This window comes from Caballeronia sordidicola (assembly GCF_001544455.2).
GTDB lineage: Bacteria > Pseudomonadota > Gammaproteobacteria > Burkholderiales > Burkholderiaceae > Caballeronia > Caballeronia sordidicola.
The window spans coordinates 35397-60481 of sequence record NZ_FCOC02000005.1 but is presented as its reverse complement, the minus strand read 5'-3'; the positions used below and the strand labels follow the sequence as shown (position 1 = coordinate 60481).

21 protein-coding genes and 2 pseudogenes are annotated in these 25085 nt (G+C 58.6%); 19 read left to right on the top strand and 4 right to left on the bottom strand.

What is annotated here, in order from left to right:
- Window positions 1-92: 92 nt before the first annotated feature.
- From AWB64_RS11185 to AWB64_RS32710, 3 genes and pseudogenes are all read left to right on the top strand, one after another.
- The gene (locus AWB64_RS11185; RefSeq protein WP_060818878.1) at window positions 93-809 is read left to right on the top strand and encodes a hypothetical protein; all 717 of its coding nucleotides are present in this window, start codon (window positions 93-95) and stop codon (window positions 807-809) included.
- A gap of 274 nt (window positions 810-1083) precedes the next feature.
- Window positions 1084-1659, top strand: a complete 576-nt coding sequence (locus tag AWB64_RS11180) for a hypothetical protein (protein ID WP_157766615.1) — start codon at window positions 1084-1086, stop codon at window positions 1657-1659.
- A pseudogene (locus AWB64_RS32710) lies at window positions 1656-1883 on the top strand (hopanoid biosynthesis associated radical SAM protein HpnJ); the annotation flags it as partial. The gene AWB64_RS11180 and the pseudogene AWB64_RS32710, both read left to right, overlap by 4 nt.
- Here AWB64_RS32710 and AWB64_RS11175 read toward each other — a convergent pair.
- Window positions 1854-2570: pseudogene (locus AWB64_RS11175) on the bottom strand (glycosyltransferase); the annotation flags it as partial. The pseudogenes AWB64_RS32710 and AWB64_RS11175 sit on opposite strands and share 30 nt — an antisense overlap.
- Window positions 2571-2890: 320 nt before the next feature.
- Between AWB64_RS11175 and AWB64_RS11170 the strand changes: the two are divergent.
- The 7 genes from AWB64_RS11170 to AWB64_RS11140 all read left to right on the top strand — a co-directional run bounded on the left by AWB64_RS11170 (window position 2891) and on the right by AWB64_RS11140 (window position 11802).
- The gene (locus AWB64_RS11170) at window positions 2891-4282 is read left to right on the top strand and encodes an ATP-binding protein (RefSeq protein ID WP_063493193.1); all 1392 of its coding nucleotides are present in this window, start codon (window positions 2891-2893) and stop codon (window positions 4280-4282) included.
- Window positions 4283-4575: 293 nt separating this feature from the next.
- The gene (locus AWB64_RS11165; protein ID WP_060819218.1) at window positions 4576-6804 is read left to right on the top strand and encodes a TonB-dependent siderophore receptor; all 2229 of its coding nucleotides are present in this window, start codon (window positions 4576-4578) and stop codon (window positions 6802-6804) included.
- A gap of 2 nt (window positions 6805-6806) precedes the next feature.
- Entirely contained in the window at window positions 6807-7766 is a 960-nt protein-coding gene (locus tag AWB64_RS11160) for a PstS family phosphate ABC transporter substrate-binding protein (protein WP_060818872.1), read from the top strand.
- Window positions 7763-8806: a PstS family phosphate ABC transporter substrate-binding protein gene (locus AWB64_RS11155; RefSeq protein WP_060818870.1), complete on the top strand. Its 1044-nt coding sequence runs from the start codon at window positions 7763-7765 to the stop codon at window positions 8804-8806. The genes AWB64_RS11160 and AWB64_RS11155 overlap by 4 nt, the downstream gene beginning before the upstream one ends.
- A 29-nt stretch (window positions 8807-8835) precedes the next feature.
- Window positions 8836-9834, top strand: coding sequence for a PstS family phosphate ABC transporter substrate-binding protein (locus AWB64_RS11150; protein WP_060818869.1), 999 nt, complete (start codon window positions 8836-8838; stop codon window positions 9832-9834).
- Between the two features lie 119 nt (window positions 9835-9953).
- Complete coding sequence (locus AWB64_RS11145; protein WP_060818867.1) at window positions 9954-10742, top strand: COG4705 family protein; 789 nt, start codon at window positions 9954-9956, stop codon at window positions 10740-10742.
- Between the two features lie 241 nt (window positions 10743-10983).
- A complete protein-coding gene (locus AWB64_RS11140; protein WP_082850442.1) occupies window positions 10984-11802 on the top strand; it encodes a FadR/GntR family transcriptional regulator in 819 nt (272 codons plus the stop codon).
- A 31-nt stretch (window positions 11803-11833) separates the two neighbouring features.
- Here AWB64_RS11140 and AWB64_RS11135 read toward each other — a convergent pair whose 3' ends face one another.
- The 3 genes from AWB64_RS11135 to AWB64_RS11125 form a co-directional block, all read right to left on the bottom strand.
- Complete coding sequence (locus tag AWB64_RS11135; RefSeq protein ID WP_060818863.1) at window positions 11834-12871, bottom strand: amidohydrolase family protein; 1038 nt, start codon at window positions 12869-12871, stop codon at window positions 11834-11836.
- Window positions 12868-14142 carry an MFS transporter gene (locus AWB64_RS11130; RefSeq protein WP_060818861.1) on the bottom strand — a complete coding sequence of 425 codons (1275 nt, stop codon included), beginning with the start codon at window positions 14140-14142 and terminating at the stop codon, window positions 12868-12870. Before AWB64_RS11130 ends, AWB64_RS11135 begins: the two co-directional genes overlap by 4 nt.
- 193 nt (window positions 14143-14335) lie before the next feature.
- A complete protein-coding gene (locus tag AWB64_RS11125) occupies window positions 14336-15283 on the bottom strand; it encodes a 3-hydroxyacyl-CoA dehydrogenase (protein WP_060818860.1) in 948 nt (315 codons plus the stop codon).
- Window positions 15284-15936: 653 nt separating this feature from the next.
- Here AWB64_RS11125 and AWB64_RS11120 point away from each other — a divergent pair.
- The 9 genes from AWB64_RS11120 (at window position 15937) to AWB64_RS11080 (ending at window position 25064) form a co-directional block, all read left to right on the top strand.
- Window positions 15937-16986, top strand: a complete 1050-nt coding sequence (locus AWB64_RS11120; protein WP_060818858.1) for a porin — start codon at window positions 15937-15939, stop codon at window positions 16984-16986.
- A 78-nt stretch (window positions 16987-17064) separates the two neighbouring features.
- Window positions 17065-17901 carry a GntR family transcriptional regulator gene (locus AWB64_RS11115; RefSeq protein WP_244164029.1) on the top strand — a complete coding sequence of 279 codons (837 nt, stop codon included), beginning with the start codon at window positions 17065-17067 and terminating at the stop codon, window positions 17899-17901.
- Window positions 17898-18674: an ABC transporter ATP-binding protein gene (locus AWB64_RS11110; protein WP_060818853.1), complete on the top strand. Its 777-nt coding sequence runs from the start codon at window positions 17898-17900 to the stop codon at window positions 18672-18674. The genes AWB64_RS11115 and AWB64_RS11110 overlap by 4 nt, the downstream gene beginning before the upstream one ends.
- A gap of 22 nt (window positions 18675-18696) precedes the next feature.
- On the top strand, window positions 18697-19506 hold the full coding sequence (locus tag AWB64_RS11105; protein WP_060818851.1) for an ABC transporter permease: 810 nt from the start codon (window positions 18697-18699) through the stop codon (window positions 19504-19506).
- A 101-nt stretch (window positions 19507-19607) separates the two neighbouring features.
- Entirely contained in the window at window positions 19608-20609 is a 1002-nt protein-coding gene (locus AWB64_RS11100; protein WP_208603267.1) for a zinc-binding dehydrogenase, read from the top strand.
- Window positions 20610-20624: 15 nt separating this feature from the next.
- Window positions 20625-21062 carry a PaaI family thioesterase gene (locus AWB64_RS11095; RefSeq protein WP_060818847.1) on the top strand — a complete coding sequence of 146 codons (438 nt, stop codon included), beginning with the start codon at window positions 20625-20627 and terminating at the stop codon, window positions 21060-21062.
- Window positions 21059-21907 carry a VOC family protein gene (locus tag AWB64_RS11090; RefSeq protein ID WP_060818845.1) on the top strand — a complete coding sequence of 283 codons (849 nt, stop codon included), beginning with the start codon at window positions 21059-21061 and terminating at the stop codon, window positions 21905-21907. The genes AWB64_RS11095 and AWB64_RS11090 overlap by 4 nt, the downstream gene beginning before the upstream one ends.
- Window positions 21897-23435, top strand: coding sequence for a class I adenylate-forming enzyme family protein (locus AWB64_RS11085; protein WP_244164027.1), 1539 nt, complete (start codon window positions 21897-21899; stop codon window positions 23433-23435). The genes AWB64_RS11090 and AWB64_RS11085 overlap by 11 nt, the downstream gene beginning before the upstream one ends.
- A 33-nt stretch (window positions 23436-23468) precedes the next feature.
- Window positions 23469-25064 (top strand): UbiD family decarboxylase, encoded by a 1596-nt coding sequence (locus AWB64_RS11080; protein WP_060818843.1) that lies wholly within the window; start codon window positions 23469-23471, stop codon window positions 25062-25064.
- The last annotated feature ends 21 nt before the right edge of the window (window positions 25065-25085 follow it).

The following is a 25085-nucleotide window of genomic DNA, read 5'->3' as shown; positions in this document are numbered from 1 at the left end:
CGGCGTGAAGGTAATTGCGAGCGCTGTGTCTGGCCTAAGCTTTGTCAAATAATCTTGGTAGCCCGCGTCCTGCATTCTTTTTTGGGCTTCGATTGGATAACACGGCGAACAAGGCCGAGGCACCGGCAACCCGAGAGGTCGATGCCCGTGGCGCGCTTTGGCCTGCGCGTTTTTTTGCCGAAGGCATCGACCACACGTTCCACGCGTTTGCCGGCCTTTCGGCGCATGCGCGCCGAATACCCGCGCGCGAAGAACTTTTCTTCTGGCTGTTGCGCAACGACTGGCAACTCGTTTCCGCAATGAGCGGCCGCGACGGGCTCAGTCTTTCCGAGCGCAAACGTGTGAAAAATAGCCGCAACACCGCCGCCGGGCGGCAATTCGGCGTCCGGCGCGCGGCATTGCGCATGGTGACGTCGCGCGTGCTGTGCTGCGAGCCCGGCGAAGTCGAACTTGTAGAAACCCCGCGTGGCGTGTGTTTTGCGAGTACGCCTGACGGCATGGAAAAGCGCACGATCACTGTCGATCTTGTTTCTGCCGGCGTCTGGCTCGTGATTGCGGCGGGCATTAGCGAACTGGCCGTGGGGGTTACGGGGCCGCTTATCGACAACAGGGGCGAGCGCGGCGCGGCGCGCACGCCTTTTTCGCTGCAACACGCACAGCAGCATGCCCGCGAAATCAGTCTTGCGCGCGCATCCGGCGCAAATTCCGGCCAGCGTACCCTCGACATTCCATTGCCGGGAAACTTGCGCGGAGCCGTCACGTGCGATCCCGCCATCACAGCAATCACGGCGTTCGGCTGGCGGCGATAGCGCCTGCAAATCCGCCGACGCCTCCTTTTCTGCCAGCGAGAGCACCGGCTATCGTCCATGTGTCTTTCAGTCCTTTTTCCCACGTAAGGCCGCGCTAATTCTCGGCGGTTGGGAATCGAGTATCGTGGGTCCATGGTCTGAGCAATCGACGCTTTTCATCAAGCTATTAGTAATCCGAATTTAATATTCAGCCGATAAGAATTTTTGCAAGGTAGCCTGCATGTCATTGAGCGTGTCGAACGTCAAGGACGTGGCCGTTGGCGGGGTGGCGACGTTGATCGCGCTCGCCAGTCCCTACATGGCCTCGATGTCCATAACAAGCTGGATGATGCTTCGAGACGCGCTGTCAGGTCTGTTCGCGGTTGCGGTCGCGCTGGCCATTCCTGCTCATCTCGCGTGGCATACCCGGCGCATGGCTGCGGAGATATCGCGTCAAAGCTTTCAGGCGACCGTCGACGCCGTCATCGCAAGTTGCTCTCTTGCCCAACAGGCCGATAGCGGGCTCTTGGCGGGAACGGAACCATCACGTTACTTCCTGGGCGTCTACAACGAATCGCAAATCGACCATTCGATCCGGCGCCTGGATCAGATCGACCGCCGGTCCATGCCCAATGCCGCCTGCCGCGCAGCACTCGACCGTGCACGCATGAGCCTGCATCTTTTCTTTGGCGCGTTGCGTCATGCATCGAATCAATTCTGCGACTCTCGCTGCATTCCCGACGGCGGAATGCGGACGCTCCATCTTGCCTACGACGCCTGTGCCCTGAATACAGATGCTCTGCAGAAAGAGCTGGTGCGCCTGGATCTCGCCAGCACGGTCAAACATAATCATCTTTCGGAGCAGTCATGAAGACGCTGTTTTTGCAGGCGCCGTCATATGACGGATTCGACGGCGGCGCGGGCTCGCGCTATCAGGCGAAGCGCGAAGTCCGTTCGTTCTGGTATCCGACCTGGCTTGCACAACCCGCCGCGCTCGTCCCGGGCAGCCGCTTGCTCGACGCGCCAGCGGACGGGCTCCCGGTTGCGGACGCGCTGTATATTGCCGCGCAATACGACCTCGTCATCATGCATACCCGAGAGATAGGTCCGCAAGCCCATGCGTCGTACAGCCTGCGCGATCGAAAAATCATCCGCGACGCAGTTCCGGAACGCACGCAGCCCGCCAACCGCGTCCAGCGTCTCGCGGCGAATGGCAAGCGTCGCACCAAAACCGAAGCGCTGCGAGCCTGCCGCATGCGCCAGATACACGGACGGTGAAAACCATTCGTCGATAAACAGCGCCCCCAGCCGCGCCCAGAAATTGCCGATTCTGCGTGCACGATAAAGGCATGTGACCACGCCCACGCCCGCCGTCAGCAGCGGCCCGGTCACCTTCACGAGATAGTCAGGCTGGACGGAAATGTCGCTGTCGGCGATCACGATCAATTCGTGACGCGCGCGATTTTCCAGATTGCTGAGATTGCTGACCTTGCGATTGCTGCCGTAAAGCGATGCATCGACCACGAGCTTGATGTCCGTGTCCGGATGCGCTGCGCGCAAGCGCTCGACAATAGCGACCGCCGGATCTTCCAGCGACGCCACGCCGAATAACAGCTCGAAGCAGGGATGCGTTTGCTTGCAGAAGGTTTCGAGGTTCGCATGGAGGCGCGACTCGAATCCGCAAAGCGGTTTAAGCACGCTGACAGGGCGCAGCGAGACCGGCTTTTCATCGGTATTGACGCGCCGGACCGGGTGACCGTAGCGCACGAGCGCGGCGAACATGATGTAGAGCGTCGCCGCGCAGCACGGGACAACCAGCGCCCATTGCGCGGGCGATATCGATGCAAGAATCATCCGGCTCCCCATGGCAAGGATCAACGTAAGCCGCGCAGCCGTCGCGAGCGTCACGGCAGGCCGCGTGGACTGCGTCAGGCGATCATAGAGACGGATTCATCCGGGTGAATTAGCGTTCGCTTACACACATGCAATGGCATCATTACGTTCGGCCCAACCGCATGCGTTGCGTTGCGTTGCGCCACATGGCGCTCGATGTGCCACGCCAACCTGGAATCCGGGCGATCAAACAATGTCGGGGGTATCGAATGGATGGTGTGAAGAAGCGCACGCGGCGGTCATTGCAGATGCGTTTGTCCATGTGGCTCGCTCTCGCCGTCCTGCTCAGCGCGGTCGCCGCTGGCATTTTCTCGTTCAGCGCGGCCTTCGATGAAGCGAACGACGTCCAGGACGGTCAACTCGAGGAGATCGCCTCGCTGCTCACGGCCGACAATCTCGACGTCATGGAGACCGGCTCGCGCCGCTATGTCCCGACCCGCGAACCCGAAGCCAAGGTCGTCGTTCAAAGACTCGGTGACGCAGGTGGCGCCGCGTTGCTGCATCTGCCCGCGCATCTCGCCGACGGTATCCAGACACGCGTGCTGGACGGGCGCGAGTGGCGCATAGTCGTGCGCACGCTAGCGGCGGATTCCCGCGTCGCCATCGCGCAGCAGACGTCCGATCGCGACGAGATCGCAATCAACAGTGCAATCGCCACGCTCGTGCCTTTCGCCGTCCTGGCGCCGCTGCTGGTCTGCGTGGTGTTTCTTCTGGTGCGCCGCATGTTCCGGCCGCTGGTGAAGCTGGCGGCGGAACTCGACGCCCGTTCGGATCATGATCTTTCCAGGATCACCGGCGCTGACGACATGCGATTGCCTGCCGAAATCATGCCTTTTCTGGTCGCCAATAACCGGCTCTTTTCCCGCGTGCTCGATGCCATGGCCATGCAGCGCCGTTTCGTGGCCGACGCCGCCCACGAACTCCGGTCGCCTCTCACCGTGCTGACCTTGCAGGCAGAGCGCCTGTCGCTTTCCGACATGTCGGCCGAAGCACGCGAGCGCTTCATCGCGCTGCGGGCCGGTCTCGCGCGTGCGCGTGCGCTGATCGAACAGTTGCTGACGCTTGCGCGCATGCAGGACGAAACCGTTGCACAGGTACAAAGCGTATCGATTGGACGCGTGCTGCGGCTGGTGCTGGAAGAGCTGATGCCGCTTGCAGAATCTCGGCAACTCGACATTGGCATGGTCGAGGAACTCGACGCGCAAGTGCCGGCGGGCGAGACCGACCTCACCATCCTGCTGAAAAATCTGGTCGACAACGCAATCCGCTACACGCCTCATGGCGGCCGGATCGACATTTCCATGACACGGGACGCGGAGTTTCTGCATGTCCACATTGATGACACCGGCCCGGGGATTGCACCTGACGAGCGCGAAAGAGTGTTCGACCGCTTCTACCGCGTGTTGGGAACCGGGCAGACCGGTTCGGGACTCGGTCTGGCAATCGTGCAGACCATCGCCACGCGAATCGGCGCGCGCGTGCAACTAGGCGACGCGCGCTGGCCCGATCATCACAGTGGCTTGCGGGTCACCGTGTCATTTTCGAACCGCTCGCTGGCGAGACCGTCTGTATCGAATCCGGCGGGAGTCGGTGCGGACTGATGCCGCCGCTGCGCCACGCGCGGCTTGAAAAGTGAAAAGAGCGATCGCGCAACTGGACAGGCTTTCGCCCGTTCATGATGACCGCGTTTCGTGACCCACCTCCGGTCGCGATTTGCAGGTTTGTGTTCTGAATCACGGTCCGTAGCTATTGGGAGCTTTCAATCGTCGCTTGGTCATCAAAGCTTCATAAGGAAAAATCCCGACAATTTTCTTTCGATCAATATTGAGAATCATTATCGTTAACGATAAGATGCGGCGAATTGTAAACAATCGTTTAACGAGGAATGGATTCCATGAAGGCCAACAAGCGCGACCGTCTGCGCGCACGTCAACGACCCGCGGCGCTCGCGCTGACGCTCGCGTTCGCATCGAGCGGACAGGCGATCGCCGACGAAGCCGTTAGCGCGCAAGCGCCTGCTACAACGCCCGCATCAACCTCCGCTTCTACACCGGTTTCCGGCGTTGAAGGCGCGCTTCCCGCAGTCAAAATCAACGCGGCGCGTGTCAGCGAAAGCGAGCCCGAGCGGGGCTACCAGGGCCGCCGCGCATCGGTGGCGACGCGTACCGACGCGCCTCTTGTAGATGTGCCGCAGGCAGTCAACGTGGTCACGTCGCAATCGATCCAGGATCGCGCGCCGGACAGTCTCGCTGAAGCGCTCGAAACCGTGCCGGGCGTGCGCATGGGCAACACGCTTGGCGGTACGCTGGACGCGCTGGTCAAGCGTGGTTTCGGCGACAACCGCGACAATTCCATTCTTCGCGATGGTCTGCAGTCCGTACAGCCGCGCAACTTCACGCCGACGACCGAGCGCATCGAGGTATTGAAAGGCCCGGCGTCGATGCTCTATGGCATTCAGGACCCGGGCGGCGTTGTGAACGTCGTCACCAAGAAACCGCAACTGGAGCGGGCGAATTCGGTTTCCGGTTTTGCAAGCAGCTACGGCGGCGGAGGCGCGCAAGCGGACTTGACGGGCCCTATTGGTACATCGGGGTTGGCGTACCGGTTCATTGCCGATCACCAGAACGTGGATTACTGGCGCAACTTCGGCTACAACCGGCAGGATACGATTGCGCCCTCGATTGCATGGTATGGACGCGACACCAGTGTGCTCGTTCAATACGAGCATATGAACTATTCGGTGCCGATTGACCGCGGCACGATTATCGATACTCGCACGGGCAACCCGGTGTCGGTATCGCCGAAAGAGCGGTTCGACGAGAACTACAACATCTCCGCGGGCCGCTCCGACGCGCTCAACGTACGCGTGGACCACAAGCTGAGTCAGGACTGGACCGTGCATGCCGGATATGGCTGGAACCGCACGTACTACAACGATCAGCAAGCCCGCGTGCTGACGCCGAACTTTACAACGGGAATCCTGACGCGCCGCGTGGACTCCACGCAAAACGGAGTTCAGTCCACGCACAACTTCACGTTGAATCTGGAAGGCAAGGTCACCTGGTTCGGATTGCGAAACGAAATTCTGACAGGCTTCGACTACATGCGGAATTACCGGGTACTGGCGGATTTGTATCGCGGCAAGAATAACTCCACGTTCAACATGTACTCGCCGGTCTACGGCACGCTTCCCGCCACTTACACGCTGTCTCCGGCGGACAGTGATCAGACCGACAAGCTGATCGAGCGAGGCGCATTCATTCAGGATGCCATACATCTTGGCGACCGCTGGATTCTCCTGGGTGGCGTGCGATATGACAACTTCCAGGAACTGACAGGCAAGGGCAGGCCGTTTGTGGTCGGATCCACTCAAAGCAACAGCAAGTTCGTGCCGCACGCGGGCCTTGTCTACAAGATCACGCCGGAGTGGGCGACGTATGCGAGTTACAGCGAATCCTTCAGGCCGAATACTTCAATTGCCGCGCCTATTGGTACGCTGCCGCCGGAGCAGGGGCTTGCGTACGAGATCGGCACGAAGCTCGAGACCAGCCGCGTTACCGGCACCGTTGCGCTCTTCGACATCCGCAAGAAAAATATTCAGACGACACAGACCATCGACGGCGTCAACTTCGTGCGCAATGCAGGGCATGCGCGGTCGCGCGGCCTCGAAGTCGATGTGAACGGCCAGCTCACTGACCGCTGGAGCGTGATCGCGAGCTACGCGGCGACCGAGGCGCGCTACAAGGACGACCCGCTCGTGGGCGGCAATCCGCTGCCCAACACGCCCAAGCATGAAGGCGCGTTTTATCTCACACGCGATTTTGGCAACGTTGAATTAGGACCGGCAAGCGGACGTGTACGAGCAGGCGCAGGCGTGCGCGTTTTCAGCAGCATGGCGGTCGGCGACGGCACCGGCAAGGTGTATCAGTTGCCGTGGGGTCATGTCGCCGATGCGTTCGTATCGTGGAACTCGCATATCTTCGGCCAGTACATCGACTGGCAGCTCAACGCGCGCAATATCTTCAACTCCACGTATTACACCGGCAGTTGCTGCACGGGCACGCCGTTCGTCAACATTGGCGAAAGCCGGCAAGTGATCGTGACGGCCAAGCTGGACTTCTGATCGTGAAGTGCGTGCTGATTGCGCTGGGTTGCGCGTTGATCGTGCCACTGGCGCAGGCCGGGCCGCCGCCGGCCTATCTTGTCGATGGCGCCATTCGGACTGCGGGCGCGGAACATGGCGACATTCTGGTCGATGGATTCAACCGGCTCTATGTCGCCGCACATCCGGGCGTACGCTTCGGGCTGCCTGTGAGCGGCACGACAAGCGCGATGCCATGGCTCACTTATGGCCGGGTCCTGTTCGCGCTGATGGGCCGCACGGCAACGCCGCAGGAGCTTGCTGCCTTCGAAGCGGAGAACGGTGTACCGCCGCTTGAAATCCGCATCGCGCATACGTCGGATAATCCGACCGAAGACCTGTCGTATTCGCTCGGCATTTATGTGAATCGCGCGAATCCGATTGATGCATTGAGTCCAGGACAAGTCGCAAGGATGCTGTCGGCGGGCAATCCAGGCGGCGACTATTCGCGATGGGGCCAGCTCGGCCTTACGGGCGAGTGGGCAGCACGCGCGATCCATCCGTATGGCACGCCGGAATACACCGGCATGGGCGTGTATATGCAGTCGACGCACCTCGGCAGCCGCCCCTTTGCAGCTAATTACGAGGCGCACGGCAGCACGCCCGACATATTGAAGCGTCTCGCCGATGACCCCGCGGGCATCGCGTTCGCGGCCATCAATCGCGGCAATGCGCAACTCAAGCAGGTAGGAATCCTGACGGAGAGTAGCGCTTCGGCGCTTATCGGTACGCGCGACGAAGTTGCCGCCGGGCGCTATCCATACGGGCGTTATGTCTACATGTATGTGCGCCGGACAAGAAACCAGCCGATCGACCCGGTTGCCGCGGCTTATCTGCGCACGGTGTTGTCGACTGAAGGTCAGGCGCTGATCGAAACCCAGCCGCGCGGGTATATCCCATTGAATGCACAGGAACGTCTCGATGAACTGGAGAAGCTGAAATGAATCCGTGGTCTTTTCGCGCGCGGCATGTCGTGACATGCATGACCGTCATGCTCGCCGGTTGCGCCACGCCGCGTCCGTCGTCTTTACCGGACGTGGATGCCGCATTGCCCGCGTGGCAACCCGCGCCCGTCAGTGTTCCCGCTGGCGCGCGCTACGTGACGCGCGCCGGCGCGATCCGCGTGGGCGGTGCGGAACATGTGAAGTACATCGTCGAACGGTTCGATGCGCTATTTGCAAAGACACATCCTGGCATCACGTTCGATAACCAGGCAAAAGGCACGACCAGTTCCCTGCCGCTCGTGACGTATGACGTGATTCTTTTTGGTCCGGTTGGGCGCGGCATCAACACGGTGGAACAGAAGGCGTATCACGATGCCAACGGTGGCGAGCCACTGGAACTTCGCGTGGCGCACGCATCGAACGATACGTCGCAGCATCTGGCGACATCGCTCGCCGTCTATGTGAATCGTGCCAATCCGGTCGAGCGGCTAAGCGAGCAGCAGGTCGCGAAGATGCTCTCCGTGGGCAACCCTGGTGGCGACTATTCACGATGGGGCCAGGTCGGCCTTGGCGGCGTATGGGCACAACGCGCGATCCATCCGTATGGCACACCGGAACACACGGGCTTTGGCGACTACCTGCAGACGAATCATCTCGACCACCGGCGGCTTGCGCCTTCGTCGGAACAATACGGCGACACGGGCTCGATCCTGAAGCGGCTGGAAGCGGACCCGGCGGGGATCGCCGTCGCCGCGATCGGGCGTGCTACCGACAAGATCAAGGCCGTGCCGATTGTCAGCGCGAACGGAGCCGCTACCACGGGAACGCCGGCGGAGATTGTCGGCAACGTCTACCCGTATGGGCGTTTCCTTTATTTTTATCTGCGTCGCGCGCCGGGCCAGCCGCTCGATCCCCTTGCGGTGGAATACATGCGCATGGTGCTTTCGCGCGATGGGCAGCAGATCATTGCATCGCAAACAAAGGGGTATATGCCGCTAACCGCCGAAGAAGCGCGCGTGGAACTGGCGAAGCTTAAATGATGCATACAAGGACACGGAACACGCCGATCATGGTCAAACTTAAATCGGGAACGATGGCTCGCGCCGCGGCCATTCTTCTTTCAATGAATCTTCTCAGCGCATACGCCGCTGATGCGCTGACGCTTCCTGCTCAAAGCGCTTACGTGAACTCGAACGGCTCCATAGCGATCGTGGGCGACGACGCCATGCGCGGCATTGTCGAGCATCTCGATGAAGCCTTCACGCGGGACTATCCCTCTTCCGGATTTTCGCTCGAGACGAAAGGCGCATCGACCGCGTTGCCCGCGCTGACCGCTGACGTCAGCGCGCTTGCACCGATCACACGCGACGCGTTCGATGGCGAACGCGCGGGGTTTCGCCAAGTGCATGGGCGCGACCCGATCGTGGTGCGTGTGGGTTATGTAGTGGAACGGCCCGCGGTTGTGATCGTCAATCGGCGTAATGCAATCGATGGCATGACCCTCACGCAAGTTGCGCAAATCTTCACGTCCGGCGCAGCGCAAGGAGACATCAACTTCTGGTCGCAACTCGGCAAGACGCCGGTGCCCGCGGAGTGCCGTGACCGTCGCATTCATCTATATGGCCGTCGCGATGACGGGACGGTCGCCACGACCACGCGTCGCATCAAACTCGGCAATCATCCGTTCGCGGCAACTTACGAGACCTTCGACAACGCGAACGGCGTAGCGCAAGCCGTGAGCGACGACGTTTGCGGGATTGGCATGATCGGCGCTGGAGAGCAGGTCAACTGGCCGCAGACGGTGCGGCCGCTCGCGCTAGGAACGGAAGACGGCAAGTATGTGCCTCCGACTGCCGACGCAATAGCAAGCGGGCTGTATCCGCTCGCTTCGCACGCGCAATTCTATGTGTATCGCGCCGAGGGCAAGCCGCTCGAACCCTGGATCAAGGCTTATTTAAGCAAAGCGCTTTCAAACGACGCGCAGTCCATGATCCGCATGCAACCGGGCTTTGCGCCGCTTTCGGCCGCTGATCTCAAACGCGAGCGCGACCGGCTTGCGGGTATGTGATGCGATTACGGATTCCTAGCGACTCGCCAAAATTCGGCGAGTGTCTTCCTAAGTGTGCCCTAAGCAATGTTCAGTAATCCTTGATCCAGAATCAGCAAACTTCTGGATAGGGCTTAGACATGACAGGTAACGTGCGGGAAACATTCAAACATGCGGCGAGCAAGGTCCCGCAGGTAACGCTGGTGTTCTGGATAATCAAGATCGCTGCAACAACGCTCGGAGAAACGGGTGGCGATTGGGTGACAATGTCGCTTGATCTTGGTTATCTGATTGGCTCGGCTATCTTTGCGGTCATTTTCCTTGCGCTTGTTTCGGGGCAGATACGGGCTGACAGTTATCGACCTTCCCTGTACTGGGCTACCATCGTCGCGACCACTACGCTTGGCACGACCATGGCCGATTTTTTTGACCGGTCTATTGGCGTGGGGTATCCGGGTGGTGTTTGCATTGTGTTCGCGCTGCTGCTTGCAAGCCTGGGCATTTGGTATAAATCGCAGGGAACCGTGTCCGTCCAGAGCATTACAACGCCCAAGGCGGAGTGGTTCTACTGGATAACTATTTTGTTCTCCCAGACGCTAGGCACCGCGCTTGGTGATTGGGTCGCAGGTTCGGACCGTGGCGGCCTGGGTCTCGGGTACGAATACGGTGCGTTGATTTTCGGCGTCTGCCTTGCAATCGTAGCCAGTGCTTATCTCTGGACGCGCATGTCTCGCACGCTGCTTTTCTGGGCTGCATTTATATTGACCCGTCCGTTAGGCGCGACGCTGGGCGATTTCCTGGACAAACCCGTTGCAGAGGGAGGTCTTCACATTAGCCGGCTTTACGCGTCGCTGATATTGCTGGTTTTTATTATTGCAGGGGTAGCCTTTCTGCCTCAAAGCCCGGCAACGTCGGACGAGCAATCGTGAAGGCGCACGCGCAATGTCTGAAACGTGCCTTGGCGCATTGCGAGATTTAGCGAACTTTCATCGATGTCCCGCTATTTGTGGAGAACCGCGATGACACCTCACCAGGAAAGGGGATGCCAGACTCACCTCTGGTTTTATCGCCATAGGGCAGCCTGCCAACATGTCTCAAAGATGTGCGAAGATATCAATTAGTTGTCTTCGGCATGCCTGCCGAGGAGCGGTTTCGCGCATTCATCTCGTCATGACCTTACGAAAATCTCATAACCGGTCGGATCACCCTGGTAAGGCGCCTGCGCACAAGGCCGCGACGGTCGGCCAGGCGTTGACGTTCGGCACGCTCGGCGAACGCGTTGCGGACAAGCTGGTTGCCAAGATTCATGGTGACGCGCTTGCGCCCGGCACGCGTCTGCCGTCCGAGCAGGCCATGGCGCAGCATTTCGGCGTAAGCCGTACCGTAATGCGCGAGGCAATTGCGCTGCTCAAGGCCGACGGGTTGCTGATGACTCGCAAGGGTAGCGGTGCATTCGTTTGCGAGGGCGTTCCGCAGCTTGACCCGCTTACCGAGCAGTCGGTGCAGTCGCTACTTAATCTGACCGAGGTAAGGTGCGGTCTTGAAGCCGAGATTGCCGCGCTCGCAGCGGTCAGGCGCACGCCCGGGCAACTTACGCAAATCGAGCACGCGCTGCGACGGGTCGAGGAAGCCATGGCATTGGGCGGCGATGGCGTGGACGAAGACGTCGCGTTCCATTTGTGCATTGCCGAAGCCACCGGCAATCCGTATTGGGCGAAATTCGTGCAGATGTTTGTCCCGCAAATCCGGCTGGCAGTCAAGGTGACGCGCGCCAACGAAGCGCGCCGGCTTGATTTCGCTGCGCAGGTTCGCGCCGAGCATGAACTGATTGTCGCGGCAATTGCAGCCGGTGATCCAGACCGCGCACGCGCTACCGCGGGGGATCACATGGTTTGCGTGGCCGAGCGCGTCCGTCTTGCCGATCGGGACTTCTGGGCGGGCAGCGGCGGCGTGTTGGCGCGAGATCTGGTAAGAGACTTTTCGAACTGACAACGAGCGAATCTCGCCATTCCGGCCCGGTTCAGATAGCCTCGATTCGATAAAACTGCGCTGCGGTATCGTGGAACAAATCTGCTTTTTCAGCGACCGATGCTTGCGCCGCGACGCGTTTGAACGCGTTCCAAAGCACGCCATAAGCAATATTGCCCTTGTCCACCGGGAAGTTGCTTTCAAACATGCAGCGCTGCGTGCCGAAAGCTTCTACGCAGGTTTCAACATATGGCCGGATAACATCGGCGACCTTAGCCGAAGAAGGCGGGCGAGGGCGATTATAGAAATCAAATCCGAACAGGGTCATGCCAAAGCCACCAAGCTTTATGTGCACATTCGGGTAACGTGCAAGTTCCAGCATGGAAGTGCGCCATTGTCGAAAGACTTCATCGCGTCGCGCGTGGTAAGGCCCGATTCCAAGCGGGCCACCGACGTGATTCAGGACCATTGGCGTATCCGGAAATGCGCCGGCCAGCGAACGAAGTTCTTCCAGTTGCGTGTGAATAACCCAGGCATCGAAACTCAAACCGAGGGGCGCAAGGCGGCTTAACCCTTCGCGAAAGCGCGGGTCCATCAACAGATGCGGCGGCGGAGTGGCAACGGAGGCACGCACGGTTGGATCGGCATGCCATACCCCGATGTTCCTGATGCTTTTCATCCGGCCTTCCGAACACCGGATCAATCCCTCCAACACCGGCGTGACGCGCGCGCCCAGCAACAAGTCGGCATGTCCCACCATGGCGGCGGCCACTCGTGTGGGTGAAGCGGCTTTGCGGGCGGCTTCAATTTCCTTGAGTACGAATTCGACCTCGCCCAGGGATGCCATCTCGGGCTGTCCATCGGTGCGATAACACGTCTGGCATTCAATGAACACAGTGGCGCGAACGTTATGCCCTGACGCAAGATCATGAAGAAGATCGGTGCTGCGATAAGTCTTGTCCGGAAACTGCCATAAATGATGATGTGAATCGATAATCGGCAGTGAGGGTTCCAGGGCCTCCTCTACATGCAGGGAGAGCCAGTCTGGACGAACGGGAATATGGGGCGGCGGCGAAATATCCTGGCTCATGACATTCTCCTTCCGGCCACGGCATGCTGCGACACCATGCCAGCCGCCCGTGCACCGATCGGTTTCCAGGTCAGGAACCACGCGGACATTGCGCCCACGAGGAAAATGATGCCTGCAGCAATGATGGCCGCCGCAAAGTGACCCGTAGCCTGCACGATGTATCCCGTGACAATGGGCGCGAAGAATCCGAACACGTTGCCACCCATGAACTGAAGCGCCACCGCGCGGCCAATGTCGCGGCGCGTGCGTAACAGGTCGCCCAGCAGCGCGACGTTAAGAGCAATGCCGGCAGAGGCCGCGCCCAACGCCACGGTGATCAGACCCAGCACGACCCAGACATTGGAAATCATCGGGATGAAGACAATGACTGCTCCTGCCGACATGACTGCGCCAACCAGCCTGCGCCGCTGGCCTTTTTCGACTGCGGCGGGGTTAAGCGTCGAATCGCTTAGGAAACCTAATGCCATTGAAATGACGATGGAACCGAGATAGGGAATCGCCATCGCCGTACCGCTGCCCAGCAGCGTCATGCCGCGTTCGGTTTGCAGATAGTTGGGCAGCCAGGTCAGGAAAAGATATTGCGTATAGACATTGCACCCTTGTGTAAGCATCTGCGCCCACATTGTCCGTTCACACAGGAGCCCGGTCAGCCCGATCGAGACGGAGTCGGAACCTGTCTGCTCGGCGGTTTCACGCTCGCGCAGAATTGTCTCGCGTTCGTCCTCGCTAATCCACCTGGTGTTTTCGGGCGCCTTGAAAAAGAAAAGCCATGCGGCAATCCAGAAGAAACCCACGCCACCACAGATGGCGAACGACCAGCGCCATCCGGCAATCGAGATCAGCCATGACAACGCCAGCGCACCCAGCGCCGGACCGAAATACGCGCCCGAGTTCAACGCCGTCATGGCGACGCCACGTTCCCGGCTTGGCGCCCAGTCGCGGATGATACGCGCGGCCGAAGGGTAACAGCTCGCTTCGCCCGCACCCATGACAATACGGGATACAAGCACGCCCATTGCGCTCGTCGCGGCTCCGGTGACCATGGTGGCGAGCGACCAGACCGTCATGCTGATCGCGGTAACGGAACGCGAGCCAAAACGGTCGACAAGCAAGCCGACCGGTATCAGAAAGAGCGCGTAGCCCCATAAGAAAGACGAGAACAGGTAGCCGAGCTGGACCTTGTTGACGTGCAAGTCCGCGGCCAGCGGCCCGGCTCCTACCGAGAGCACGACCCTGTCGAGATAGTTGATGGTGGTTAGAAGGAACAGCATCAGATAAACCCAATACCGCGCCCTCCAGCGAGTGGTTTTTGTCGTCTCCAATGTGTATCCCCTAGTAGTGCGCCTTTGGTCGGTCACTTCAGCCCGGCTTATTGAACCAAGGAGCGTGTTTGAGAAGTTCGCTAGTGACCGGCGCTCCAGGCGGACACGCGCCGCTCGCCGCTCGCCGCTCGCCGATTACGCTTCAGGTTTGTTCTTCATGCATGACTCGCCGCTTCGCCGCTACCAATGCAGACAGGCAACGATCACGCCACAGACGGCGGGCAGGCAAGCTATTCGCCGGCGTCAGCATTCGCCGCTCTGCTTCGACAGTCTCTACGAGCGCCGCGTGCCATTCGCGCGGGTCGGCCTGTTCCTTGGCCAGACCGTAGTACATCGGACCCAGATTGCGGCAGTACTGCGCCACGCCTTCCTGCGCATTCAGGTCGATTGTCTCGAATGGACCCATGAAAAACCAGCGCAAACCGAGACCGTCCGCGACGGCCTTGTCGACATCGGCGGCGCTGCACAGGCCATCCTCGACGAGACGGAAGGCTTCGCCCAGCAGCGCGCTTTGAAGGCGGTTCACGACAAACCCATTGATCTCACGATTCAGGCGTATTGGAGATTGCCCGACCCGTTCCATCAACGCGGCGGCTTCATCTAGGACGCCGGCTTGAGTCCAGGGCGCCGGAACGAGTTCTACCAGCGGAATCAGATGCGGTGGATTAATGGGGTGCACGACCAGACAACGCTCGCGATGCACGAGATGGTCGGTGAAAGACGAGGCTGGCAACCCCGACGTGGAACTGGCCAGGATAACGTGAGGCGGAGCGGCCGCATCGAGCCTTTGATACAGATCGCGCTTGATCTCCAGGCGTTCTGGCGCGCTTTCCTGAACATAGGCCGCATCTGTCAGCGCGTCTTCGAGTGACGTGGCGGCTCTTAAACGTGCGCAAACAACGTCCACGTCTTCAGCACTGCCGCCGCCATCGGGAGGTAGGCTTTCCAGGGAAGTGCGCACGAACGCGAGTGTTTGTTGTACTGACGCGGGCAACGCGTCATAGACGGCGACTTCGTAGCCCGCCCGGGCAAAGACCAGCGCCCAAGAGGATCCGACCACGCCGCATCCCACTACTGCCACTTTTGTCATGTTTGCTCCGATTGTGTGCCAGACAAAAAGTACAGAGGCACATGATTTTCATCGACCCCTCGTTGCGCAAAGGTCTGAATGCTTGACTTCGTCATTAGATTACACATGAAAAAATAGGTTGTAAATATCAAGTAGACATCTTTTAGACAGGATAGCTTTATTAAAGACGATCGTTTTGATCGTGCTTATGGCTGTGTTTTCGTCTGATGGATGCAGATGTGCGCAATGGCAATTCGGCCACGCGAAATTCGCGTTTGCTTTTATTTAGGCATCGCGCAACAACGCGGCAAGCCTTCATAGCAGCGCATGTATGCCGTGGCGTTCCGCGAACCGGCATCGAGGCAGTTTCGTGCGGATATAAAAAGTAAGCGTGCGCGTTCGCTGCACAGGATTCCTTTGCAATGACAAGTCACGCTCAGCCGTCGAGCTACGAGACAGATAAGCCCGTTGTGGGCACTCCACGAGCGCGATTTCTGCAAATTGTTGTTGTGCACCGCGTTTTTGTCGCCTTACCCTTTCGTAAGAGATACCTACCCATAATTTGTGAGGTGCTCACAAGCGCCGCGCATATCGTGAGTGGCCTCATTCAAATCGGGGACAAAAAAGCTCGTTATGTTAGGACAACCATATAAACCGCGATCACTGGAATGGACATGAAAAAATTTCGTTTGCTGCTTTCGGCATCCACTCTGGCGTCGGGTTTTGCATGTGCAGATCTGGCGCATGCGAACGTGACGTTGTACGGAGTACTCGATACCTACGTGGGTTACACCAATGCCAGCGGGAAAGGAGCGGCGACTGCCATGCAAAGTGGAGGCCTGTATGCAAGCCGGGTTGGCTTGCGCGGCAGTGAGGATCTTGGCGGGGGACTGCGCGCGGTTTTCGACCTGGAAAACGGAATTCAAACGAATAGCGGCGCAGCGGTCGATCCGGCATCGGCATTCAACCGAACAGCGTGGGTCGGCATTGCGAGCCCTTACGGCGAGGTCCGTTTCGGACGGCAAAACTCGATTCTTCTGCTAATGCACGGCAAGTTCGATGCATTCAGTGGCGGGACATACGGTTCGTTTCTGCACAACACATCCACGTTCGCATTCCGTTACGACAACACGATCTCCTACCTGTCTCCGAACCTCGCCGGATTTACTTTTACCGGCAGCGTGAGTCCTGGAGGGCAGACCTCGCCGCATGATGCGCTGAATGTCTACACCGGCAGTCTGGATTACTCGCGCGGACCGTTATATCTGGGTGTCAGCCACGCCGAGCAGAACGGAGCAAACGGAAAAGTGTTGACGAAGACCACGTTTGCCGGTGCGAGTTACGTGTTCGGAAAACTCACCGGGTTTTTCGGTTTTTATCGTGGGAACAATCTCGGATCAAACCTCACAACAAGTGTGGAGGGTAAATATCACAGCGTGTATTCGCTTTCCGCCACATACAAATTCACGCCTTCGTTCTACCTCGCTAGCGCGATAGGTTATGCGCAGGATAGTTCGGGAAAAAACAGCAACAGCTTTGAAGGCAGCGTGGGCGGGTTCTACAGCCTGTCGAAGCGCACGCTTCTTTACGGCACCGTGGAGCGCCTGCAGAACCGTCACGGCGCCACATACGGACTGATCGGAAACGGCCCAGTGACAGTGAATGCGCCTGCCGCCGGCGGAGGTGTGACAGGCGCGCAGGTGGGTATCGTTCATTCTTTCTGAGTAAGACCCGCTCGGGAGTCGCGTCTGTCTGCGCAGGCTTCGCCAATCGTGTGAAGTGTTCAGTGTCGCAAATTTTTTATGGTGCTTTTTATTTATGACTGTTCTATGGTTGCTTTAACGCCTGCTCACGATAGCTTTTGTGAGCAGCTCACCAAGCCAAGGAGAAGTGTTGTGTCAGATTCCTCCGCTCCTGCCGTAGAACTAATTGATTGCTCGAACGAAGCCAAATTGCGTAGCGAGCGCGCATGTTCAGTGATTCGGCACGACATTCTTTCCTGCGTGATCGTACCCTCCACCATGCTGACGGAAAGTGGTTTGATGGCGCGTTACGGCTTCGGAAAGGCGACCTGCCGCGTTGCGCTTCAACGGCTTGCGCAAGAAGGGTTTATCAAGATCGTGCCGCGCCAGGGATATTCGGTCACGCCCATCACCCTGCGCGACGTCGAAGAAGTATTTGCGTTGCGCCTGCAACTCGAACCATTGTCGGCGCGCCTTGCTGCGGGCAAGGCGGACATCGCGCTGCTGAACCGGCTGGAGAAAGCGTGCCGCAACGACGATACATCGCTTGGCATCAGCAGTCGCATCGGCATTTTCATGGACGCGAACGCGGCATTCCATATGGCGATTGCCGAAGCGTCCGGTAATGGCCGGCTTGTTCGGACTCTCGGCGGTCTATTGAACGACATGGCGCGTCTGGTGGCGCTTGGATTCGGTGTGCAAAACACCAAACCTGAGATCAAGCACGATCATTTGTCGATGATTGAAGCGCTTGCGAGCGGTGATGGCAAGCGCGCCGAACAGATCGCCCTGCGACATGTGATGACGTTTAGAGACATGACCATGGAAAAAGTATTTGCCAGTTTGCGTGACACCCATGCAGGCGCACCGATCGTCTCGCTGCGGGTGACACCATGAACGCGATTTCACAACCGCCGGTCTTCGCGCCAGCCGCTGTGCGCAACGCGGTGGAAATCGAGCACGTGACAAAGTATTTTGGAAAACTAAAGGTTCTCGAGAACATCAGCTTCAATGCACCAGCGGGTTCGGTGCTTGCCATTGCGGGTGCGTCCGGATGCGGCAAGAGTACCTTGCTGAACATCATTGCGGGACTGGTCGCGGCCGATCAGGGCACCGTGCGTGTTGATGGCGCCGCCTGTGCGCCCGAGCACGACACGCGCGTCATCAGCTACATGTTCCAGGAGGACCGCTTGCTGCCCTGGCGATCCATTCTCGCGAATATCGAGTTTGGACTCGAGGCGGGAACAATGAGCGCGGCATTGCGGCGCGAACGTGCGCGTGAAGCGCTCAGGATGACCGGACTTGAAGCTTTCGAAAATGCCTACCCACATGAGTTATCGGGCGGCATGCGCAGCCGGGTCGCACTGGCTCGCAGTCTGGTGGTCAAGCCGTACATCCTGTTGATGGACGAGCCGTTTTCGAAGCTTGATCCGCAGATGCGTTCACAAATGCACCGCGAATTGCTGCGTCTTCGCGAGCAACTGCGAATGACGGTCGTGTTCGTTACGCACGACGTGGAGGAAGCCATTGTGCTGGCGGACAAGGTGGTGGTGCTGGAACCGCGCCCCGGACGTGTTCGCGACGTTTTGCCGATCAATCTTGAGAGGCCACGTGATCCGCTTGCGCAAAATGTGGCGGAAACGGTGCGCCGCGTGCGCGCCCTGATTTAGATTCGATATCGAGGACGATTCAATGGCAACCCTTCCTTCCACCGGTTCCGATTTTCCCGCGCAGACAAGCCGTTGGGCGAAAATCATGTCCCTGGCATTGCAGCGGCTTTCGTTGCTCGTGGTGTTCCTGTTGCTATGGTGGCTGGCTTCGCAAAGGATGCCTGCCTTCATTCTTCCTGGAATCGGAAAGACCTGGGCAGCACTGCTCGATCTGATCAAAAGCGGTACGTTTAGCGAAGATCTTGGGATCACGTTTTATCGGGTTGTGGCTGGCTTTACGCTTGCAGCGATTGTTGGCACGCCGCTCGGTATTGTCCTGGGGTCCAACCGTAGAGTAGGCACTTATTGCGAACCGGTACTGTCCGTACTCAATACGGTTTCGGCAGCGATCTGGGCAATTTTCGCGTTGATCTGGTTTGGCATTTCGAACGGGACCACGATCTTCGTGGTGTTCATGGAAGCGATGCCGCTGATCCTTACCAACGTGTGGCAGGGCGCGCAGAGTGTCAACGCTGAATACGTCGAGTTGGCGCGTTCATTTCAGATGTCACGCGCCAAGGTCATGAGAAAAATATATTTACCGACGGTGCTGCCGTACTTCTTTTCGGGAGCCCGTCTTGCCTTTGGTTTTGGTTGGCGTGTATCGCTGGTGGCCGAAACTATTGGCTCATCAAATGGCATTGGATACCGCCTTCGGCAGGCCGCCGACCTTGTGCAGACCGACCAGGTATTTGCCTGGACGCTCACACTCGTCGCCTTGATGGTATTGCTGGAATACGGAATTCTCAAGCCGCTGGAGAATTATTTGTTTCGATGGAAAAGGCGCATTTGAATCCAAAGCATGTGGAGCCGCCGCGACGCGCTAGCTCTACATAAAGGGATACGACGTTCAAATGTCTATATCAATTAAATAGGAATACTATGAAAAGTACAATGAAAGCGCTTGTTCTCAATGGACATGGCGACGTGGACGATTTGAAAGTCGTCGAAAAACCCGTGCCAACAGTTGTGCCAGGGCATGTGGTCATTCGCGTGCGCGCTTCGTCCTTTAATTACCACGACGTTTTTACCGTCAAGGGAATGCCGGGAATCAAGGTGCCATTCCCTATCGTCATCGGACTGGACATGGCGGGTGAAATTGTTGAAATTGGCGACGACGTTCAAGGATGGGAGCGGGGCGCGCGCGTCCTGGTGAATCCGTTGAACAAGAAAAAAGGTTTGATGGGCGAAATGCTTGACGGCGGGATGGCGGAATATTGCCTTGTGTCGGCGGATCAGTTGATTGCCATGCCCGAGGGGGTGAGTTTCGAAGAGGCCGCGTCGCTGCCGGTGGCCTATGGCACGGCGCACCGGATGATTGTCACTCACAACACCATCAAGCCGGGCGACCGCGTTGTCATTCTTGGGGCAAGCGGGGGAGTAGGAACCGGATGCGTAGTGCTCGCGAAAATGCTGGGCGCAGAAGTTGTTGCAGCGGCTGGAAGTGCCGATAAAGCCGAACGCTTGAAGGAGCTCGGTGCCGATCACGTGATCAACTACAAGGAAGTCGACTTCTCGAAGTGGGTCATTGAAAAATACGGAAAGCCGCAACGCCGAACCTATGAAGGCGGAGCGGACGTTGTCATCAACTTCACGGGAGGAGACACCTGGGCGCCTTCGCTTAAATGCATCAAGCGGGGCGGCAGCCTGCTGGTATGCGGCGCCACCGCCGGTCATGACCCCAAGGAAGACTTGCGCTACATCTGGAGCTTTGAGCTTCGAGTGATTGGCTCAAACAGCTTTTACGATGACAACCTTGCAGCACTCATGGAACTGATCCGGACCAAAAAGATTGCGGTTCAGATCGATAAGGTGCTTCCGCTCGAGCAGGCGGCAGAAGGGTTACGCATGATCCGCGATCGTGAAGTGCTCGGCAAGATCGTCGTTACTCCTTAATTGACGGGAACACGCATGACGGATAATCAGATTATCAGTATAGAACAGGTCGAAGCCATGATCACGCGCGGGCCATATCACCAATGGCTCGGTCTGCATGTAATCAGCGTGGGCGAAGGGACGATCGAAATTGGCGCAAAGTGGCGAGAGGACTGGGTTGTGAACCCCGAACGGCGTTACACGCACGGCGGCATTCTCGCTGCGCTCGTGGACTTGACGGCTGACTGGGCGCTGGTTTCCAGGACGGGGCGGGGCGTGCCGACTATCGACTTGAGGGTCGATTATCACCGCGCAGCCATGCCGGGCGATCTCGTTGCCAAAGGCAAGGTGATCAAGTTTGGAAGTGCAATATCAGTCGCCGAGGCAAGCGTATTTGATGCTACGGGTGTACTGCTTGCCAGCGGCCGTGGCGTCTATTCCACGGCCCCGTTGCCCGCTCCAAAAGCACCATGACAGCTGGCTCGGCAGTACTCGATCACGTTGTAGTGAACGCGTTGTTCGAGACCGATGCGGCGGCCGCATGTTTTTCGATGCTCGGCTTCACTCTTACTCCACGGGGATATCACTCGCTGGGTTCGGTCAATCATCTGATGATGTTTTCGGATCACTACCTCGAGCTTGTGGGTCTGCCCGTAGGCGCGACCGTGGTGCGAAAGGAGATTCTCGAAAGCCGCCTTGGTCTCGATGGCCTTGTATACAAGACGGACGATGCGCAGGCAACGTATGCGTGCCTTCTTGGCGCGGGTGTGCGGGCAAGCGAGCCCCAGGCGTTCACGCGCCCGCTTGAAATAGACGGACGCAAAGAAACGGCACGTTTCCGGACAACGCGGTTGCTCGCGGGAGAAGTGCCTGGCGGGAGGATTTACTTTTGCGAGCACCTCACTCCGCAATGGGTTTTTCGGCCTGAGTGGGCAACTCATTCTAACGGGGCAAGTGGATTGTTTGAACTCGTCATAGTGGGCCGCGATCCGTCGGCGGACGCCGTGCGATACGCACTGGCGGTCGGTATCTGCGCACCTGGATTCACGCTGAGTTTTCTCAGCGAGGCCGATTACGCGGCGCGGTACGGTGAACTAAGCTGCAAACGCGCGGATCGAGACAGCTATTTTGGATCACTAACAGTAGTAGTAAAGGACCTGCGTGATGTCAGGAGAAGACTGGAAGCGGAGACCGGTCGTCTGTGCGAAGTCGATTATGCGGATTCGATACACCCTGCCACTGGCGACGCATCAATCGTCGTGTTTCTGCGCGACCTCAATGTCGTGATCGAATTCATTGGAGCGGTACATGATGTCTAGTCTTCAGAACCTGGGCGATCTGATCGGGCCGATCCCGGAGCCTGAGAAGATTGCGTTGATTGAGGTTAGCGACATAACCGGGGCTGACGAGAGTTCCCTTGAAACGCATATGAGTTATGGCGAACTCGACGCGTTATCCAATGGGGTGGCGCGCGCTCTGACCGCGCACGGGCTTCGCCGTGGTGATCGTGTGGCAATACTGGCGGCCAACTGCGCGCCCTATGTGGCTGCATTGCTGGGCATCATGCGGGCGGGGCTGGTCGCCGTGCCGGTCAATTTCAAGTTCCCGTCAGCAATGTCGACCTTCGTCATGCGCGACAGCGGCGCCAAGATTGTCTTTTGCGACAAAGCCCGCTTGCCAGACGTCCCGGACGATCTCGCGAGCGTTGTATTCGGCGACGACACTGGAAAAGGTCTCAGCGCATTTGTCGATGCCGGGCCGTTTTCGGCGGTGAAGTGCGCACCGGAAGATCCCGCAATGTTCCTGTATACGTCGGGTTCGACGGGGAAGCCAAAGGGCGTGATGCTTTCGCATGCCAGCCACCTTTGGGTGGCCATGACGCGCGCAAATGCACACCCGCCCGAGTCACATCGCTTTCTTGTCGCTGCGCCCATGTATCACATGAACGCGCTGACGCTCGTACTGATGGCGCTGCACGGACATGGCACCGTGGTCATGCTGCCGCAATTCAACGCGCGGAAGTATATTTCGTCGATAGAGCGGCATCGGGTGACCTGGCTGACCTCTGTCCCGCCGATGATCGCCATGATGCTGCGGGAAAAAGATCTGCTTGCCCGCACGGATCTGTCGTCGGTCAAGTTCATCCGGATGGGCTCGGCACCGGTTAGCGAAAGCCTGCTCGCCAACATAGAAAAGGTCTTGCCCAATGCACGTTTGACCAATGTGTATGGAACTACCGAAGGCGGCCCCATTGTCTTTGGACCTCACCCTGCTGGCCTGACGCCGCCAGCGATGTCCGTTGGCTATCCGCACCCTGAAGTCGACGTGCGGCTTCTCGAGGCGCCCTCTACCGGGCCCGCTACCGGCGTGCTCGCCATGCGCAGCCCCGCGGTAATGCTGGGTTACCACAATCGGCTCGATCTCGCGATGCCGATCACGAACGATGGTTTTTACATCACGGGCGACGTGTTTCATCGTGATGAGATGGGATTCTATTCGTTCGTCGGACGGGCGGACGACATGTTTGTTTCAGGCGGCGAGAATATTTTCCCGGGCGAAGTGGAGCACATGTTGGAGACTCATCCCGACATAGTCCAGACGTGTGTAGTGCCGGTCGACGACGACATAAAGGGAACCAAACCCGTTGCGTTTGTCGTGCGGCGCGCGGGTTCTTCGCTGACCGAGTCGCAAGTCAAACAGCACGCGCTTGATCACGCGCCGGCCTACCAGCATCCGAGGCGGGTGTGGTTCGTAGATGCATTGCCGCTTGCCTCCACTAACAAGGTTGACCGGGCAACGCTGAAAGCCACCGCCATTGCGTCATTGCACGATTCAGGTGACGTCTGATAAATCAATGAACATCACTATCAGGACTGCGATATGAATGAGAATTTCCGTGAATTTCTCGACCGGCTGCGCGCCTCTGGCGAGCTTGTTGACATTACCCAGCCCGTCGATATCCGTCACGTCGGGACGCTGGTCGATCAATCCGGTCAGGCGCTGCTTTTTCACAACGTGATTGGCTACGATATGCCGCTGCTCTCCGGGATCATACGCACGCAGAAGCGCGCAATGATGGCCATGGGATGCGAGACGTATGGGCAGATCGAACACATGCTCGATCAGGGCATTCGCAATCCGATTCCTCCGCGATACGTGGAGACATCGAAAACAAAAGAAGTGATTTACAAGGGCGACGACGTCGATCTGTTCCGCCTCCCCATTCCCATGTCGTCGATCTTCGACGGTGGTCCCATGATTACCGCTGGCATTGTGATGTCGCGTGATCCGGATTACGGACTCAATAGCGGCATTTACCGCTTTATGGTGAAGGAGAAGGCGCTGAGCGGCATAGATATCGTGACACCAAACAATATGCGCATGTTTGCACAACGAGCCTATGAACAAGGGCGCCCCTGTCCGATTTCCATATCGATCGGCAATCATCCGGTCGAGATCATGGGTGCGGGATACCGTGCACCCATTGGCGTGGACGAGATGGCGATCGCAGGCGGCATTCGCGGCGCGGCAGTGGAGCTTGCGCAGTGCGAGACAGTCGACTTGCCATACGTTGCGGATTCCGAGATTGTGATAGAGGCGGAGATCATGCCAACGGGATGGACACAACCCGAAGGACGCTTCGGCGAATTTACCGCGCTGATGGGCGGGTTGCACTGGAACCCGAATGTTCGTATCAAGGCGATCATGCATCGGCGCGATGCAATGTATTACTCGCTGCACATGCCCTGGGAAAACACCTGGCTCGCAGCACCAACGCGATATCAGGCAATCCGTACCGCGTTGCGCACGGCCGGGGTCCAGGTCAAGGACATCAACGTGACGTTGGGCGGAAGGGCGTTCTGGCATGCGGTGGTATCGATCAAAAAGCAGGCCGGGGAAGGCAAGAATGCGCTTCTCGCCGCGCTCTCGGTAATGGATCTCAAGCATGTGGTGGTGGTGGACGACGACATTGACGTCTTCAACGGCGAGCAGGTCGAGTGGGCGATCGCCACGCGTGTCCAGGGCGATCGCGACCTGATCATCATTCCTGGCGCGCGAGCGAAGCCCCTCGATCCAAGTCTTCCAATAACACCCGTGGGAATGGTCCCTACCGGCGCGAAGGTTGGTATTGACGCTACGATTTCCGAAGGCATTCCGCATGAGCGCTACGAGCGCATTTCGTATGCCTATGCCGATACGGCGTTAATTGCAGACTATCTCGCGGGCAAGGCCGACCCGGAGCATGTGTGTGGGCCCGAAGAGCTGGCTGCTGCCGCTGCAGAAGCGCTCGCCGTGCTGGAGGAGATGCCGCTCTATTACACGGCGCTCGCCGAGCGCCTTTCCAAGTACGACTTCAGGACGCTTGCCCGTGCGCTCGGTGAGTTGCACGAACAGCAGCGGCTGTGGAAGACGGCTGAAGGCAAGCTGTGCGTGCGCGGATCGCGGTTTGACGCAGTGCCGCCCTCGCGCCGCTAGCGCAATCTCTCCCTCGTTTTT